Annotated in this window: 9 protein-coding genes; all 9 read left to right on the top strand. The window is 58.1% G+C overall.

What is annotated here, in order from left to right; translation table 11 throughout:
- Window positions 1-4 precede the first annotated feature (4 nt).
- Window positions 5-373, top strand: coding sequence for a YcfL family putative periplasmic lipoprotein (locus AC6I8D_RS07330; protein WP_312052537.1), 369 nt, complete (start codon window positions 5-7; stop codon window positions 371-373).
- 11 nt (window positions 374-384) lie between these two features.
- Complete coding sequence (lpoB, locus tag AC6I8D_RS07335; RefSeq protein ID WP_312756602.1) at window positions 385-981, top strand: penicillin-binding protein activator LpoB; 597 nt, start codon at window positions 385-387, stop codon at window positions 979-981.
- Between the two features lie 16 nt (window positions 982-997).
- On the top strand, window positions 998-1,780 hold the full coding sequence (gene thiK / locus AC6I8D_RS07340) for a thiamine kinase (protein WP_497820659.1): 783 nt from the start codon (window positions 998-1,000) through the stop codon (window positions 1,778-1,780).
- Window positions 1,781-1,819: 39 nt separating this feature from the next.
- Window positions 1,820-2,860 (top strand): beta-N-acetylhexosaminidase, encoded by a 1,041-nt coding sequence (gene nagZ, locus AC6I8D_RS07345; RefSeq protein WP_031377256.1) that lies wholly within the window; start codon window positions 1,820-1,822, stop codon window positions 2,858-2,860.
- A gap of 40 nt (window positions 2,861-2,900) precedes the next feature.
- On the top strand, window positions 2,901-3,443 hold the full coding sequence (gene ycfP, locus AC6I8D_RS07350; RefSeq protein WP_497819862.1) for an alpha/beta hydrolase YcfP: 543 nt from the start codon (window positions 2,901-2,903) through the stop codon (window positions 3,441-3,443).
- Window positions 3,444-3,655: 212 nt separating this feature from the next.
- A complete protein-coding gene (locus tag AC6I8D_RS07355; protein WP_497819863.1) occupies window positions 3,656-4,960 on the top strand; it encodes an NAD(P)/FAD-dependent oxidoreductase in 1,305 nt (434 codons plus the stop codon).
- A 578-nt stretch (window positions 4,961-5,538) separates the two neighbouring features.
- On the top strand, window positions 5,539-7,188 hold the full coding sequence (locus AC6I8D_RS07360; protein ID WP_497819864.1) for a ShlB/FhaC/HecB family hemolysin secretion/activation protein: 1,650 nt from the start codon (window positions 5,539-5,541) through the stop codon (window positions 7,186-7,188).
- Between the two features lie 39 nt (window positions 7,189-7,227).
- A complete protein-coding gene (locus tag AC6I8D_RS07365) occupies window positions 7,228-17,610 on the top strand; it encodes a hemagglutinin repeat-containing protein (protein WP_497819865.1) in 10,383 nt (3,460 codons plus the stop codon).
- Window positions 17,600-18,220, top strand: coding sequence for a hypothetical protein (locus AC6I8D_RS07370; protein WP_031377911.1), 621 nt, complete (start codon window positions 17,600-17,602; stop codon window positions 18,218-18,220). The genes AC6I8D_RS07365 and AC6I8D_RS07370 overlap by 11 nt, the downstream gene beginning before the upstream one ends.
- Window positions 18,221-18,310: the final 90 nt, after the last annotated feature.

Raw genomic sequence — 18,310 nt, forward strand, 5'->3', positions numbered from 1 at the left:
TGCTATGCGATCCTGGCTGATTGGCCTGCCGTTCCTGCTCAGCCTGGCCGGCTGCAGCAGTGATAAACCGATGATCAATACCTCGCAGTCACTGGTGATGGAGTCATCCGTCTTATCGGCGGGCATTATTACCGATGAACCGACGCTGGATGAGAAGGATGGCCAGATGCGTGCCGCCAGCGTGCTCTATAATCAGCGCGAAACGCCGGTGATTGTGCACTATCGTTACTACTGGTACGACGACAAAGGGCTGGAAATCACCCCGCAGGAGCCGGCTCAAACCGTCAGCGTTCCGGCGCAGGGCAGCATTGTCGTGATGTCGCAACTGGGTAACCTGACTGCCAGCAAGGTTCGCCTTTATCTCTATCTTTAAGGATTGTTTACGTGATACGCAGTGTTAATCGTACTGGAGCGCTACTGATGGCGCTCATTCTGAGCGGTTGTGTGGTGAAACAGCAGCAGCCTGCGCCGGTCGAACCGACGCAGCCGACTGAGCCGCCGGTACAGCCGGTGCCGCAACCTGAACCGATGCCGCAGCCGCAGCCTATCCCGCAGCCGCCGAAGCTGAAAACCATTAACTGGGATGCCAGCGTTCAGCCGTTAGTGGCGCAAATGCTGCGAGCCGCCAGTGCCGAACCGGGCAGCGTACTGCTGGTGGATCGCATCAAAAACAGCACCAACGGCGCACTGCAAAGTGAGAAAGCCACGGATGCGATCCAGAATGCGCTCAACAACAACGGTAAGTTCACGCTGGTGTCGACCGGGCAACTGAATCAGGCCAAGCAGACGCTGGGCTTATCGCCCGATGACAGTCTTAATTCGCGCAGTAAAGCGATCGGCCTGGCGCGCAACGTTAACGCGCAGTATGTGCTTTACAGCAATGCGCAGGGCGATGTGAAAACGCCAACGCTGCAGATGCAGCTGATGCTGGTTCAGACCGGCGAGATCATCTGGTCCGGCAACGGCGTTGCACAGAATTAATCCGGCCTTCCAGCGGATTATTCAGCAGGTGATGGGTGAGACCGATTCTCTGTCGGTCACACCGCTGGCCGGCCTGACCGGTCAGAGCCAGAAAATTGTCACGCCGCGCGGCAGTTTCATCGCGCGGCCTGCGCCACAGCCCGCCATTCCGTTTGTCGATCGGCAGCGTGAGTTTCGTCTGTTAAACAAGCTGCAGCCGGCTGGTGGGGCGGTGCGACCGATTGCGGGCGATCGTCATGGCGTGCTGCTGGCGTGGTCGGCTGGCGAGGCGCTGGATAGCGCGGCGTTCAGCCTGCAGCGTCCGGCAATTATCGCGCTGCTGCTGCAGTTACATCAGCAGCCGCTGACCGGTTATCGCCTGTTGCTGCAACCGCTGTTGTGGCACTACTGGCAGCAGTGTCAGCAGCGCCATTGCCGCTGGCTGCGAGCGCTGCAGGCATTAACCCGCCACGGCGAACCCCAGCCGCTGAGGCTGGCACCGCTGCATATGGATGTTCACGCCGGCAACCTGATTGACGGTGAGCAGGGGCTGCGTTTAATCGACTGGGAGTATGCGGCAGATGGCGATGTGGCGCTGGAACTGGCGGCGGTGTGCGCGGGCGATCCGCTTCATCAGGCTGACTGGCTGAGCGCATATGCTGAGGCAGCACGGCTACCGTTAAGCCGGCTACAGCGGCAGGTGGCACGCTGGCAGCCGTGGCTGCGGCTATTGATGGCCAGCTGGTATCAACTGCGCGCCGAGCAAAGTGGCGATGAAACTTTGCAACAGATGGCTCGACAGAGCTGGGAACAGATTTAATCGTTTTGCGCTGTGACGCAACGCTACAGGATTGAGGTTATGACATCACATTTACCCGGCCCATTGATGCTCGACGTCGAAGGCTACGAGCTGGACGGCGAAGAACGCGAGATTTTGCAGCATCCGCTGGTGGGCGGATTAATTCTGTTTGCCCGTAATTATCACGATCCGGCGCAGTTGGCGGAGTTAGTGCGGCAAATCCGCGCGGCATCGCACACCCGGCTGGTGGTGGCGGTCGATCAGGAAGGCGGACGGGTACAGCGTTTCCGTGACGGCTTTACCCAGTTACCCGCGATGCAATCTTTTGCCGCGTTACACGATCTCACCAGCGCCGGGGAACTGGCACAGCAGGCGGGGTGGCAGATGGCGGCCGAGATGATCGCCATGGATATCGACATCAGCTTCGCGCCGGTACTCGACATTGGCCACATCAGCGCGGCGATCGGCGATCGGGCGTTTCATGCCGATCCGGCAATTGCGCTGGCGGTTGCCCGTCGCTTTATCGCCGGAATGCAGGAAGCCGGCATGAAAACCACCGGTAAACACTTTCCCGGCCACGGTGCAGTAAGCGCCGATTCGCATAAAGAGACGCCACGCGATCCGCGTGATGAAGCGACGCTGCGTGAGCATGACATGTCGATCTTCAGCACATTGATTAGTGAGCAGGTGCTGGATGCGATTATGCCGGCGCACGTGATCTACAGCGAGATCGACCCGCTGCCCGCCAGCGGTTCGCCTTACTGGCTTAAAACGGTGTTACGCCAGCAGCTGGGCTTTGACGGGGTGATCTTCTCCGACGATCTGTCGATGGAAGGCGCGGCGGTGATGGGAAGCTATCCGGAGCGGGCGCAGCAATCGTTGTCCGCCGGATGTGACATGATCCTGGTCTGCAATCATCGTCAGGGCGCGATCAGCGTGTTAGATAACCTGACCTTGATCGGGGCAGAGCGGGTGACACAGTTGTATCATCGGGGCACTTTTACCCGCGACAGCCTGCAGGCAAGCAGTCGCTGGAAAAGCAATGCACAGCAACTGAGTGCGCTTCAGGAACGCTGGCTGGCTTATAAAGCGTCGCGGTAAGCAGTGACTGCCCGGCGCCATCTCAACCTTGAGGATTATCATGATCATCTATCTGCACGGTTTTGATTCCACGAGTCCGGGCAATCACGAAAAGGTGCTGCAGCTGCAGTTCATCGATCCCGATGTCAGGTTAATCAGTTACAGCACCCGTCATCCGAAACATGACATGCAGTTTCTGCTGAAAGAGACCGATAAAATGCTGAGCCTGTGCGACGACGACCGGCCGCTGATTTGCGGCGTCGGCCTGGGCGGCTACTGGTCAGAGCGTATCGGGTTTCTGTGTGGTATTCGCCAGGCGATTTTTAATCCTAATCTCTACCCGTATGAAAATATGGAAGGAAAAATTGACCGCCCGGAGGAATACCAGGATATCGCCACTAAGTGCGTCAGTGATTTTCGCGAACGTAACCGCGATCGCTGCCTGACCTTTCTCTCCCGGCAGGATGAGGCGCTGGACAGTCAGCGTATCGCCGACCAACTGCATCCCTATTATGAAATTATCTGGGATGAGGAAGAAGGGCACAAATTTAAAAATATCTCCCCCCACCTTCAGCGGATAAAAGCTTTCAAAACATTGACTTAATCGAAAATGGCACCGCAAGGTGCCTGTTTTCACTGGGTAATTTTCTGAGTTTCATTCGCCTGATTTGATGTATATCAATTTTCTTATGTTCTCCTCTTCCCGTCATGTTATTCTGCCAGCAGATTGCGATTTTAACTTCGCCAACCCTATGTTTATTAAGGTTTATTTTAACCATTGATTAACTTTTGGTTCACAATTTGAGGGGGTCTTTGTTGACTACATCTGTTAAGAAAATTGTTATCGTTGGAGGGGGCGCTGGCGGCCTGGAAATGGCGACGCAGCTGGGGCATAAGCTGGGTCGTAAAAAGAAAGCCGAAATCATTCTGGTCGACCGTAACCACAGCCACCTGTGGAAACCACTGCTGCATGAAGTGGCGACCGGCTCAATGGATGAAGGCATTGACGCGTTAAGCTACCTGGCACATGCCCGTAACCACGGGTTTGAGTTTCAGCTGGGATCGCTGACTGATATTGACCGCACGCGCAAAGTGATCCAGCTGGCAGAAGTGCTGGATGCGAACGGTGACGTGCTGGTGCCACAGCGTGAAGTGGCCTACGACCAGCTGGTGATGGCGCTGGGCAGTACCTCCAATGACTTCGGTACGCCGGGCGTCAAAGATCACTGTATTTTCCTCGACAACCCACATCAGGCCCGTCGTTTCCACAATGAGATGCTTAACCTGTTTCTGAAATTCTCGGCCAGCGAAGGCAAGGTCGAGAAGGTTAACATCGCGATTGTCGGCGGCGGCGCGACCGGCGTTGAGCTGTCGGCGGAGCTGCACAATGCGGTAAAACAGCTGCACAGCTATGGCTTCAAAGGCCTGGGCCGGGAAGCGCTGAACGTCACGCTGGTCGAGGCGGGTGAGCGCATTCTGCCTGCACTGCCGCCACGCATTTCGGCTGCCGCACATCAGGAACTGACCAAGCTGGGCGTGCGGGTGTTGACGCAGACCATGGTCACCAGCGCTGAACGTCACGGCCTGAATACCAAAAGCGGTGAGTTTATCGAGGCCGATCTGATGGTCTGGGCCGCCGGCATCAAGGCACCGGACTTCCTGAAAGAGATTGGCGGGCTGGCAACCAACCGTATCAATCAGCTGGTGGTCAAAGAGACGCTGCAAACCACGCTGGATGATGACATCTATGCGATTGGTGACTGCGCCTCCTGCGCCTTGCCAGGCGGCGGTTTCGTGCCACCGCGAGCCCAGTCTGCGCACCAGATGGCGTCACGCGCCATGGAAAACATTCTGGCGCAACGTCAGGGCAAGCCGCTGAAAGCCTACGTCTATAAAGATCACGGCTCGCTGGTCTCGCTGTCACGCTTCAGTACCGTTGGCAGCCTGATGGGGAACCTGATGCGCGGATCGATGATGGTGGAAGGACGCATTGCGCGTTTTGTTTACATCTCGCTGTATCGTATGCACCAGATTGCCCTGCACGGTTATTTCAAGACCGGCCTGATGATGCTGGTAGGCAGTATCAACCGGGTGATCCGCCCGCGGTTAAAACTGCACTGATCTCCGGACGCCAGTGATGCAGATTGCTGTCGGCTGCGTTCTATCAAGCCCCCACATCAGGGGGCTTTTTTTATTCGTCTGCCGTGGGCTGACACTTTCTGAAGCGTTTAACGAGCAGGAAACCGATCCACTATAGCGTGAGTGGCAGAAAACCCGATTGATTAGTGGATTTTAGCCTTTCGTGCCTGCGTGTGAAGGGAGGAACCTGATTTCAGGTCCGTTAGAAAGCAGGGAATTAGCCGATATTACAGGCAGTGGAGTCAAGGAGTGTTATCGGAATCGGACATGTCAAAAAGTACCTGGTCAGCGGAGTTAGTGTTGAGGATGCTTTTACGGCGTAATGGCCGATCAACCGCTATTGCTGGTAATTACTGGTACTTCTGTCAGTAACGAGTTTCGTTATTTATTGTAAATTTTGTGTAAGTTTTTTGCTTATTTTTCTTGAGATTTTACCGGCTGGCTGCATAATAAACAGCGAATATGCGGACTGACATATTCGGTTACAGCGATTAAATGGACCTATTATGCAGCCAGAAAATAAAGGACGATTTTCAGCGACAGCGCTTCTGCTATGCGGAATGTTCACCGGTATTACCCAGGCTGCGCCAGGCGATGCGCAGTTGCAACATCAGCAGGAACAACAGAAAGCGCGACAGCAACGTTTACAGCCTGAGGCACCGGACATCCGATTGTCCGAGCCGGTTCCGTCGCCTTCTCATCTCCGTTTCCCGCAGGAATCTCCCTGTTTTGTGATCCGTCACGTCACGCTCTCCGGTCAGGAGGCTCTGCCGCACTGGGTGCCGTTGCAGCGCCTTGCCAGCCAGGCGAATGGCCAGTGCCTGGGCGTGAAGGGCATCAGCCAGTTAATGGCTACCCTGCAGAACCGGCTGATAAACCACGGATGGGTGACATCACGTGTGCTGGCACCGCAGCAGGATCTGCGTCAGGGTGAACTGCATTTTCTGATTGTGCCCGGTAAAGTTCGCCGGGTAGAGCTGTCACCGTCCTCTTCGCACTATGTCAGCCTGTGGTCTGCTGTACCGGCGCACTCAGGCGATCTGCTGGACCTGCGAGACATAGAACAAGGGCTGGAGAATCTGCAGCGACTGCCCAGTGTGGAAGCGCACATGGCGCTCCGTCCGGGCGATAATCCAGGTGAAAGCGACATTGTTATCGAGCGCACACAGCGCCGCTTCTGGCGTTTAGGTGCCTGGGTGGACGATTCGGGTACCGAAAGCACCGGACGTTATCAGGGCGGATTGATGCTGGCGCTGGATAATCCCACCTCACTCAGCGATCTCTTTTATCTCACTGCCAGCCGCGATCTCGGCTTTGCTGGCCGAAAAAGCAGCAAAAGCCTGTCGGGACACTATTCGGTGCCGTTGGGCTACTGGCTGCTGGGCGTAACCGCCAGCGATTACGATTATCATCAGACGGTGGCCGGTTACAGCCGCGACTTTCTCTACGCCGGTAAAAGCCGCTCGCTGGATATTCAGGTCAGCCGGGTATTGCACCGCAACGCTGCGTCCAAAACCACCGTCAGCGCAGATGTACTGGTGAGGGAGTCACGTAATTTCATTGATGACACGGAGATAGTCAGCCAGCAGCGACGCACCAGTGCCTGGCGACTGGGACTGTCGCACCGTCACTATATCGGTCCGGCGACGCTGGATGCAGGCGTCAGCTATCAGCGCGGTACGCGTTGGTTCGGCGCGCTGCCTGCCTGGGAAGAGTCATGGCAGGATTCAACGTATGCCACTGCGCTATCAAAAATTCTCACCTGGCAGGCCGGGCTGATCACACCGTTTACGCTGGGTAAACAGCGTTTAAGTTACAACATCCAATATCGGCGGCAGATGAGCAATACCCCGCTGACCGCGCAGGATGAGTTCGCGATTGGCAACCGCTGGACGGTACGGGGATTTGATGGTGAACGCACCCTGAGTGCCAGCCGTGGCTGGACGGTGCAAAACACCCTGGCCTGGCAGACACCGCTCCCTGCCCAGGAACTCTACATGGGTGTTGACTACGGCGAGGTCGGGGGCAACAGCGTAACCCAGGGCGGGCCAGTAGGACGTCATCTTGCCGGCGGCGTTGTCGGCCTGCGCGGCGCAATCACGCCCGCCAGTCTCAGCTATGACTTTTTTGCCGGGATGCCGTTATCTAAACCCGATGGCTTTAAAACCGATCCGGTCACCTTTGGTTTCAGTGTTAACTGGAACTATTAGGCCTCTTATCTCTCTTGCTGACAATGGACTGTGCGCATTATGAATAAACTTTGCTATCGCATTATCTTCAACCGGGTTCGCGGCATGCTGATGGTGGTGTCTGATATCACCCGCAGCGGTTACTCACCGGTGGCCCGTCGCCGCCAGCGCGCCGCACGTGCAGAAGCGCGACTGCATATCTCACCGCTGAGCTTCTCACTATGGCTAGCCGCGGGCATGGTCAGCCTGCCGGTGCAGGCGAATATCGTGGCGGACAGTCACGCGCCAGCCAGCCAGCAGCCAACGGTCATGTCTACGGCTAACGGACTGCCGCAGATCAATATCCAGACGCCAAACAGCCAGGGCGTATCGCGCAACCAGTATAGTCAGCTGGATGTGGATGCGCGGGGCGCCATCCTGAACAACAGCCATCAGAATAGCCAGACGCAGATTGGCGGTATGGTCGCGGCTAACCCGTGGCTTTCAAAGCAGGAAGCCAGCGTTATCCTCAACGAAGTCAACAGCCGTAATCCCAGCCAGCTAAACGGTTTTATCGAAGTGGCCGGCAAGCGGGCGGCGGTGGTGATTGCTAACCCGTCAGGCATTACCTGTAACGGTTGCGGATTTATCAACGCCAGCCGCAATACGCTGACCACCGGACAGGCACTGATTGAAAACGGCCAGCTCAAAGGCTTCGATGTTAATGGCGGCCGAATCAATATCGAAGGTCAGGGCCTGAATGACAGCGATGCTGACTACACCCAGATCATTGCGCAGTCGGTAGCGGTTAACGCAAAAGTTCATGCCCGCGACCTCAATGTGGTTACGGGCAGGAACCAGGTTGCGGCTGAAGGTTCAGTCACTACGGTGAAAGCGGATAATGGAACGACACGGCCTGAATTTGCGCTCGATGTTGCGGCCATTGGCGGCATGTATGCCCATAAAATTACGCTGACCGGTACTGAGAAGGGCGTTGGCGTGCGTAATGCCGGTGAACTGGGGGCCAGCGCCGGTGAACTGCACCTGACAGTGGATGGCAGACTGGAAAACAGCGGCACGCTGCAAAGTCAGGCATCAATGCAGATAGCCAGCACTGGCGACCAGGAGAACCGCGGGAAAATCGTGTCACAGCAGGATGTCACGCTGACCTCCAGCGGCACGCTGCGCAACAGCGGGCTGGTGAGCGCAGGCCGTAACGCTACGCTCTCCGCCAGTACCATTGAGAGCACCGCTGAAAGTACGCTGGCGGCAGGCGTTGGCGGCAATGAGACGCTGAGCCAGCCCGGTAATCTGCTGCTGACCAGCCAGGGTGAGCTTAAAGCGCGGGGTAAAAACCTGGCGCACGACCAGATTCAGGCGCGGGGCAGCCGGGTCGATCTTGCCGGGAGCCAGACCTCAGCAGATGCCATCGCGCTGACCTCTACGCAGGCGGATATCAGCACCCAGGGCGCCACGGTGGCGGGCCGTACACTCGGGATTCAGGCTGCGACGACGCTTAACAATGATGACGGCAAACTGGCGGCCGGCAGCCTCGCTGTCGCAGCACAAAACATCAGTAACAATCGCGGCCTGCTGCGCCAGCAAAACCGCGAAGCCCTGACGATCTCCACGGGTTCGTTGCTTAACAATCAGGGCACGCTCAGCAATGAAGGCGATATCCGGCTGCAGGCAGAGCATATTGAAAACCGCAGCGGACTCATCGCAGGTAACGGTGACTCACTGCAGCTTGATACGCCATGGCTGGATAATCAGGGCGGCACCGTGCAGCTGGCGGGCAATAATGGCGCGCTGACCCTCAATGCTGCCCGGCTGCAAGGCAATCAGGGCAATCTGCTGTCAGCGGGTGCGTTAACGCTCAGCGGCGACAGGCTCGATCTCTCACAGGGACACACCCAGGCAGAGGCGCTGACGCTGACGGCGGCCACGCTGGATCACCATCAGGGTCTGCTGTCGCAGCGTGGCGCAGGCGAGATGGCGATTACGGTTGCGGGTGACACAGACAACCGTGGTGGACGGATTGAGAGCGGCGGTAATCTGCATCTTTCATCAGGCAGCCTGGATAACAGCGGGGGCACGCTGCTGGCTGCGGGCAGCGGCGATCTGCAACTGCAGGTTCAGGAGACCCTGACGAACGCGCAGGGTGCGCTGCAGGCCAGTCGCAATCTGCAGCTCACCAGCGCAAGCCTGCATAATCAGCAGGGCCTGATTGCTTCAACTGGCGGTGAGGCTGCACTGTTAACCCGTGAGGCTATTGATAACACCCAGGGTCGCATCGAAGCGGGTCAGCAGGTCACCCTGCGCAGTCAGGCGCTGGAGAATCAGCGTGGAACCCTGCTCGGCCGCGGCGTGACCATCGACACGCAGCAGGGTGAACTGAACAATGCAGGCGGCAACCTGGTCGCCCGTACCGATCTCAGCATTTCCAGCGGGACAACGGACAATCATAGCGGTCTGATCCAGTCAGGCGGCGGTCTGACACTTGATACCCACGGCCAGGCGCTGATTAACCGTGACAGCGGTAAAGCAGGGATAATCAGCGGTGGCGCACTTGCCCTTAACAGTGGCGATCTGGATAACCAGAACGGCGTTATCGCCGCTGCCTCGGCGGCCAGTATCAGCAGCGGCCTGCTGACCAACATTGACGGCACACTGATGTCTGATGAGGCGCTGACGCTGAAGACCGGCGCGCTCGACAATCAGCGAGGTTTATTACAATCGGGTCAGGCGCTCTCACTGGATACTCACGGCGCACAGCTGAACAACAGCGCCAGCGGCGATCGCGGCGGCATTGTGGCGCGTGGCAATCTGCAACTCTCAACCGGAAAGTTAGCGGGCGATCACGGCGTCATTCAGGGACAAAACCTGGTGATCGATACGCAGGGCCAGTCCGCTGATTTCAGATCTGCACTGCTCAGCGCCAGGGGTGAACTATTGCTGAGCAGTGGCGCGCTGGATAACAGCGGCGGACGACTGCAGTCCGGCGGTGATATGCAGCTTAATACGCACGGAGAGGCGCTGAATAATGCGGCATCAGGCGGCGTTATTGCGGGGGCTAATCTGCATATCAGCAGTGGTGATCTCGATAACAGCACGGGTTCGCTGGTCTCTGCGGGCACTATGCGGCTCACCAGCGGTGGACTGAACAACGTCGATGGGATTATTAATGCCGATCATGGACTAACGCTGGAAAGCAGCAGCGTGGATAACCAGCGCGGCCTGCTTCAGTCGGGTGAGGCGCTGTCAGTCAACACCCAGGGCGGCGAACTGAATAACCGCGACAGCGGCGAACGCGGCGGTATTATTGCAGGCGGCGATCTGCTGCTCTCCAGTGGCCAGATTGATGGCCGTAGCGGGGTGATGCTGGGACAGAATATTCGCATCGATACTCATCAGCAGACCTTCGACCACCAGCAGGGTCAACTGGGCGCTAAAGGCACACTGCAACTGGATAGCGGACTCCTCAACAACCGGGCAGGCAGGATTGAGTCGGGTGGCGATCTGCATCTGGACACCCACGGCAACAGCCTGATCAACCGTGACAGCGGAGCCGCAGGCGGCCTGTTCAGTGCGGGCATGCTGAAGCTCTACAGCGGCGCATTGGATAATCTGCGCGGCTTCATCACCGGTCATAGCGGCGCGCAGGTTGTGACGGGCGATATCAACAACCAGTCCGGCACGCTGACGGGCGGCAAAGGGCGGCTCGATCTCACCAGCGGGGAGCTGCAAAACCAGGGTGGCCTGTTACAGGCTGGCAGCGACATGACGCTGGACACTCAGGGTCACGCCCTGATCAATCGCGACAGTGGTGACCAGCGCGGTATCGTTGCCCTCAACAGTCTGGATCTGCGCAGCGGGGCAATTGATAACCAGACGGGTTTCATTGCCGCCGGACAGCAGGCATCACTCAGCGCCAGTGAACTGAACAATAGCCAGGGGAAGATCGCAGGCAATGGCGGGCTGACTTTCAACGGTCAGGCGCTGAACAACAATGACGGTGAACTGCAGTCAGCGGGGGATATCACCCTCACCACGGCAGGTCAGACGCTGACTAACCAGCGCGGACTCATTGCCGGTGCCGGTAACCTCAATATTGAAAGCGGCGCGCTGGATAACCAGCAGGGACAGATCCAGGGTGGCACCGATCTGACGCTCAATGCGGGACAGAACGCACTGCACAATCAGGCGGGTAAACTCCTTTCAGCAGGCACGCTATCGCTGACGGCGGGTCAGTTGGTCAACAATGACGGCCTGGTGCAAAGCGTCGGCAACGGCACCCTGTCTCTGAGCCAGCAGTTGGATAACCGCAGCGGGCTGATTCAGGGCGGCCAGCAGATGACGATCTCTACGCCATCGCTAATCAACCGCGATACCCGACAGAGCGGCAAAGGGATTGAAGCGGATAGTTTAACCCTCGAAACCGGCACGCTGGACAACAGTCAGGGTGCTCTGCGCGCAAAACAGAGGCTGGCACTCACAGTGCAACAGGCGCTGGATAACGTCAGCGGGCTGATCTCGTCAGCGGATACGTTGACTATTCAGGACTCAGCCCAGGGGCAGGCGCTCGCCATCAACAATCAGCAGGGTACGCTGATTGCTGATAAAGAGGCACAGATCAACGCAGCTTCCCTGAGTGGCGACGGACAGGTTTTGTCGCAGGGGAATCTTGGCATCACGCTGGCAGGTGATTTTCATAATCTCTCAGAGGTCAAAGCCAACGGCACGCTGCGCCTGACGGCGGGCGGAAACGTGACCAACGATGGCACCCTCGCTGCTCAGCAGGCGCTATTCCTTACCGCGCAAAATATCAGTAATCAGGCAAATGGCGAGATCAGCGGCGGGCAGACTGAAATTACGGCAACTGACACCCTGAACAATCGCGGTCTGATTGACGGCGGACTGACACACCTGGTAGCGGGCGTTTTGAATAACAGCGGCACCGGCCGTATCTATGGCGATCACATTGCCATTGCAGCCACGCTGCTCAACAACCTCAGCGAAGCGGGCAAATCAGCGGTGATTGCGGCGCGGCAGCGACTGGATATTGCGGCTGGCACGCTGAACAACCGTGACCACGCGCTGATCTACAGTGATGGCGATCTGCATATAGGCGGCCAGCTGGACGCGAACAATCAGGCCACCGGACAGGGGCAGCAGCTCAACAATGACGGGGCAACAATTGAGGCCGGGCAGGATGCCACGATCAGCATGGCGGAAATCAACAATACCAACCGTCATCTGACCACGCAGGTCGTTACGACCGAAGATAGCCAGCATCATGAAGCGGTACTTAAAGGCCACACCGATCGTTTTGACTGGGCCGACGTGGATACCAGCAAAAAAAACAAATATGGCGTGCACAGCGCAAAAATGCCGGACGGCACCAGCGGCAGCGAGTTTTATGAGTATGACTACCGGCGGATAGTGAAGGAAACCCAGATCAAAGAGAGCGATCCGGGCAAAATTCTGTCGGGCGGTAACATGACCTTTAGCGCCGGCCGTCTTAACAATCACGACAGCCAGATTGTCGCGGGTGCTATGCTGGGCGGTCAGATAGGCGAGCTGAATAATCAGGCGACAAAAGGAACGCGCGTTACCACGGACGACGGGAAATCGGTTCGCTGGTACGCGAAGAAGAAGAAAAAGAAACTGGGTGGAACCAAAACGTCGCAGGGCAAAGATAAGAAAACGTATCGCCCTGCGCCCGTGACGGAAACCATCGATTTACAGACGCTGAGCTGGCAGGCGAATGCTGCGCCGCAGGGTAATGGCTATCAGACCGGCAACCGCCAGCTGCAGGGCGTCACCGCGCAGGCTGATCGCATCGACACACCAGCCGTCCAGCAGACGGTTGCGGCGGTGGCGCTGAGTGCCACGGATAGCGGCAGTGCGTTACTGCCAGCCGGATTACGCTATGACAGCGCGCTGACGCTGGACAAGCTCGGCAGCCTTAAAGACCGGCCGCTGCTGTTACCGGTCGGGCAACAATTTTCGCTGACGCTGCCAGCAACGGTCGTCGATGGACAGACGATTACGCCGGTGATCCGCGCCGTCTCACCTGATATCCGGCTGCCGGATAACAGCCTGTACCAGCTGCAACCTGGCAGCGACAGCCATTACCTGGTCGAGACCGATCCGCGCTTTGTGAATCAGAAGCAGTGGCTCAGCAGCGACTATATGCAGAACGCCCTGACCACCGACAGCAGCCGGATCCTGAAGCGGCTGGGCGATGGTTATTACGAGCAGCGACTGGTGCGCGATCAGATTATCCAGCTGACCGGCAACCGCTATATCAGCGGGTATGGCAGTGATGAAGATCAGTATCGCGGACTGATGAATAATGGGGTAGCCTTCGGCAAAGCCTACGAGCTGGAACTTGGCGTGGCGCTGACCCCGGCGCAGATGGCGCTGCTCACCAGCGATATCGTCTGGCTGGTGAATCAGACCGTGACGCTGCCGGATGGCACACAGCAGACCGTGCTGGTACCGCAGGTTTATGCGAAGGTGAAGCAGGGTGACTTAACCGGCGACGGCGCGTTGATCGGGGGCGGTAGCGTGGCGCTGAATGCCCGCAACGACATCACTAATAGCGGGGCCATTAAGGGCCGCGACGTGACGCAGCTGACGGCGCAGTCGCTGACCAACAGCGGCTACATCAGCGGCAACACGGTCAGTCTCACCGCCCGTCAGGATATCACTAACCTGGGCGGCATCATCAGCGGTGATAAGCAGGTGTCGCTGCTGGCCGGACGGGATATTACCAGCCAGTCAACGCTGCGCGGCGACGGCACCGACCGCTGGATAGATCGTCCGGCCGGTATCTACGTGCAGGGCACCGACGGAGCCCTGACGCTGAGCGCGCTGAACAACATCACCCTGGCCGCCAGCGATATCGGCAACGCCGGAGAGAAGAGCACCACGAAGATTCAGGCGGGCAATGACCTGACGCTCGGCACACTCAGCACGCAGCACACTGAAAATGACAGCTGGAACAGCAGCAACTACCGTCGCCTGTCACAGCAGAGCGATGCCGGGACACGCATCACCGCCGGCGGCGCGCTGCAGCTGAGTGCCGGACAGGATATCCGCGCTACGGCAGCGGACGTCACGGCGGGCGGGGCACTGACCGCCAGCGCCGGACGCGACATCGTGCTCAGCGCGGGCAACAGCCATACCGATCTCACCGAACACAGCAGGCAGTCCAGCAAAGGGCTGCTGTCGGGCAGCAGTCTGGAAACCCACGACGAACTGCACAGCAGCGAGGCGCTCAGTACCACGCTGAGCGGCGACAGCGTCCGGCTTCAGGCGGGCCGCGACATTGCCGTGACCGGCAGCAACGTCGCCGGTACGCAGGATGTTGCGCTGACCGCCGGCCGCGATCTCAGCATCGCGACCGCCACAGAAACGCGTGATGAAGTGCATCAGCGCGAGGAGAAAAAATCGGGCCTGATGGGCACCGGCGGCATCGGTTTCACCGTGGGTCAGGCGATGCTGAAGAGCAGCACCGACGCCAGCGGCTCACTCAGCCGCGGCAGCACGGTGGGCAGCAGCGACGGCAGCGTTACCCTCAGCGCCGGTAACCAGCTTACCGTGCACGGCAGCGACGTGATCGCCGGTAAAGATCTCTCCCTGAGCGGCAGCGACGTGACCCTCAGTGCGGCCGAAAACAGCCACACCGCACTGACGAAAACCGAGCAGAAGCAGAGCGGGCTGACGCTGGCGCTGTCCGGCACGGTGGGCGCGGCGCTGAACACGGCGGTGCAGACCGCCCGCACCGCCGATGAGAGCGGCGATGACCGGCTGAAGGCGCTGCAGGGCACCAAAGCGGCGCTGACGGCGGCCCAGGCCGCACAGGCGTACCAGATGGACGGCGCGCAGACCGGCGCGGCGAACGCCAGAAACACCGCCGCAGGCCTGAAGCCGGGCGACAAAGGTTATGAAGAAGGCTCCACCAACTCGGTCGGCATCAGTCTTTCTTACGGCAGCCAGTCGTCGAAAAGCGAGACCCGCACCGAAAGCCACGAGGCACAGGGCAGTACGCTGGGTGCGGGCGGTAACCTGGACATCACCGCCACCGGCGCACAGCCGGGCAGCGCGGGCGACATTCTCGTGCAGGGCAGCCAGCTTCAGGCGGGCGGCGACCTCAGGCTGACGGCGAAAAACGACATCAGCCTGCTTTCAGCGCAGAACAGCGAGCGCACCGACAGCACTAACAGCAGCAAGGGCGGCAGCCTGGGCATCGGCCTGACCGCCGGGTCGGGCGGCTACGGCATCAGCGTTTCAGCCAGCGTCAACGCGGGCAAAGGCCGCGAGAACGGCAGCGGGCTGACCCATACCGAGACTACGCTCACGGCGGGCAACGGGCTGAGCCTGAACGCCGGGCGCGACACCACGCTGACCGGCGCACAGGTGCGCGGCGACAGCGTGAAGGTCGATACCGGCCGCAACCTGACGCTGACCTCAGAGCAGGACAGCGACCGCTACGACAGCAGGCAGCAGAACGCCAGCGCGGGCGGCAGCTTCACCTTCGGCTCGATGACCGGCTCCGCGAGCGTAAACCTCAGCCAGGACAGGATGCACAGCAACTGGCAGAGCGTGGCCGGGCAGACCGGCATCTTTGCCGGAAAGGACGGCTTTGACGTGACGGCGGGCGGGCACACCCGGCTGAACGGCGCGGCCATCAGTTCCACCGCCGCCGCCGATAAGAACCGTCTCGACACCGGCACGCTGGGCTTCAGCAACATTGAGAACCACGCGGACTATAAAACCGGGCACCAGAGCGCGGGCATGAGCACCGGCGGCAGCATCGGCAGCCAGTTCGAAGGCAACATGGCGAACGGCCTGCTGGCGGGGCTGAACGGCAGCGGCAGCGCCTCGTCGGTGACGAAGGCGGCGGTGAGCGACGGCACCCTCATTATCCGGGATAGGGCGAAGCAGACGCAGGACGTGGCGGACCTGAGCCGCGACGCGGCGGGTGCGAATCCGGGGCTGGATAAAATCTTCGACAAGGATAAAGAGCAGAACCGGATGGAGACGGCGCAGCTGCTGGCGGAAATCGGCAGCCAGGCGGGCGACATCGCGCGGACGCAGGGCGAGATTGCGGCGACGAAAGCGGCCACGGAGAAGATGAAGAACATCTCGCCGGACCAGAAGAAGGACGCCGAAGCGCAGTGGCGGAAAGCAAACCCGGGTCAGGAGCCGACCGCGGCCGACATCACCGGACAGGTCTATCAGACGCTGTACACCCGGGAGATGCTGGCCGGCGGAATGGGAACCGGCGGTTCGGTGCAACAGGGTATCAGCGCGGCGACGGCGGCGATACAGGGCCTGGCGGGCGGCGATTTGAAAGCCGCACTGGCTGGCGGTTCGGCCCCTTACCTTGCAGAACTGATTAAGCAGAAAGCGCCGGATGAGGCCAGTCGTATAATGGCACATGCTGCGGTAGCCGGAGTCATCGCTGCGGCACAGGGGAATTCAGCGGCAGCGGGCGCTGCAGGCGCGGCTACCACCGCCGCGATGGGTGAAGCCATCAAAAATGCACTTTATGGTGACGTTCCGGTAAGCCAGATGAGCGAACAGCAGAAGCAGACGCTGGTTGCACTGGGCACGGTTGCGGCGGGCCTTGCGGGCGGCATTGCCGGAGACAGTGCGGGAGGTGCGGTGGCGGGCGCGCAGGCGGGCCAGAATGAAATCAGCAATAACATGGTCGGTATGGGCATGTTGCAGCAGATGCTGGCGCACGAAACGCTGAACTCGGCGGCGATGGCTGAAGCAGGCAAAGGCGGAGCTAATGAGCAGGCGGCCCTGGCACTGACAAAAGCAGTTAAGGAAGGCCTTGATTCGACCTGCCGGGCAAATCCCAGCTGCGTGCTGATGGCAATCGTTTCGGCGCAGAGCCAGCAGCATACAAATGGGGCAGGCAGCAAAACGGAAACCGTGCCGGTTGATGATGACCTGACGGGTGGCAAGCTGGTCAATCCGGCGCAGGATGAGAATAAGGGAACTCCGCTGATCTCGCCGGATCGGTCTGGTGAGCAGGGATCCAGCAATACCGGAAATACGGATGGTATGCCGGATACGGGAAGCAATACCACGGTTACGCCGATTTCTGAACAGAATAAGGATGATCTGGCTTATCTGGCTGAAGGGGACAAGCCTGCAAATCTTTCTCCTGAAGGGGCTGGTCGCTCAGGTGCTTTTAATGAGGCGAAGAGACAGTCTGGTATACCAGTGAGTCAGAGCCCCAATAAGGTATCCCCTAATATAGACAAGCGTGGTAATCCTCAACCAGGTTATATATATGAATTTATAGTTCAAAAACCGGGAGGAGGTACGCAAAAAGTTTATATAAGAGATGATGCTGGAGGCCATTTCTTTGGAGTCGATGATCCTCAAAATCGAGGCTCACATTTTAACGATCCTGCAGGTAACCACTATGACTACTGATGTTGTTATTAGATATGCTGAAGATATAAATGAAAAAAATGAGATTACAGATTTTAACTTATTTTCAATAAGCGGCAAGGGTATCTCTGCAGTGAGCTGGGAATTACCCAATGCGCCACTAAAAAAATTTGGTGAGGGTTTATTGAAAAAAATGGTAGAGAGTTATTCTGCAGGTGTTAGCGATGAAGATATATACACATTTGTCGTTTTATCAGCGGAGCAACCTGATAGCGCAATTGTTAACCACAGAAAAACCTGGGGTTTACTTAATGTTAGAGGTGTTAAAGTTAATGGGGTTGAGGAAAAAAAAGATGTGATAGTTAAGGGAAGTGAAGGGTTGATTCTTTCCGGCTTAGGTTCTGTTAAATCAAATAGCTTGGGAGTAATTGAAAGCTTAATTAATAGCGGCGAGAAGGTGTTTTTTTCAACCATCCAATCAACTAATGTAAATATGACTGCTTCCATACCGAGGCAGATAACAGAATGGATGAGTAATATCTGGATAAATAATGGTGTTGTTTTTTTTGCATTGGGGCGTTATGACGAACCTGATTGTGAAATTGTTGCTTTAGGCCAAAAAAGAAACCTGCAAAAACTTAAGTACACCTGACGTTAAGGCGGTGGACATCGCCAGGACACAGGGGCAGATTGCGGCGACGAAAACAGCCACTGATAAGCTGAAGATGATAACGCCAGAGCA

The sequence above is a fragment of the Pantoea sp. X-Soil-MYKO-1785 genome, assembly GCF_059730675.1.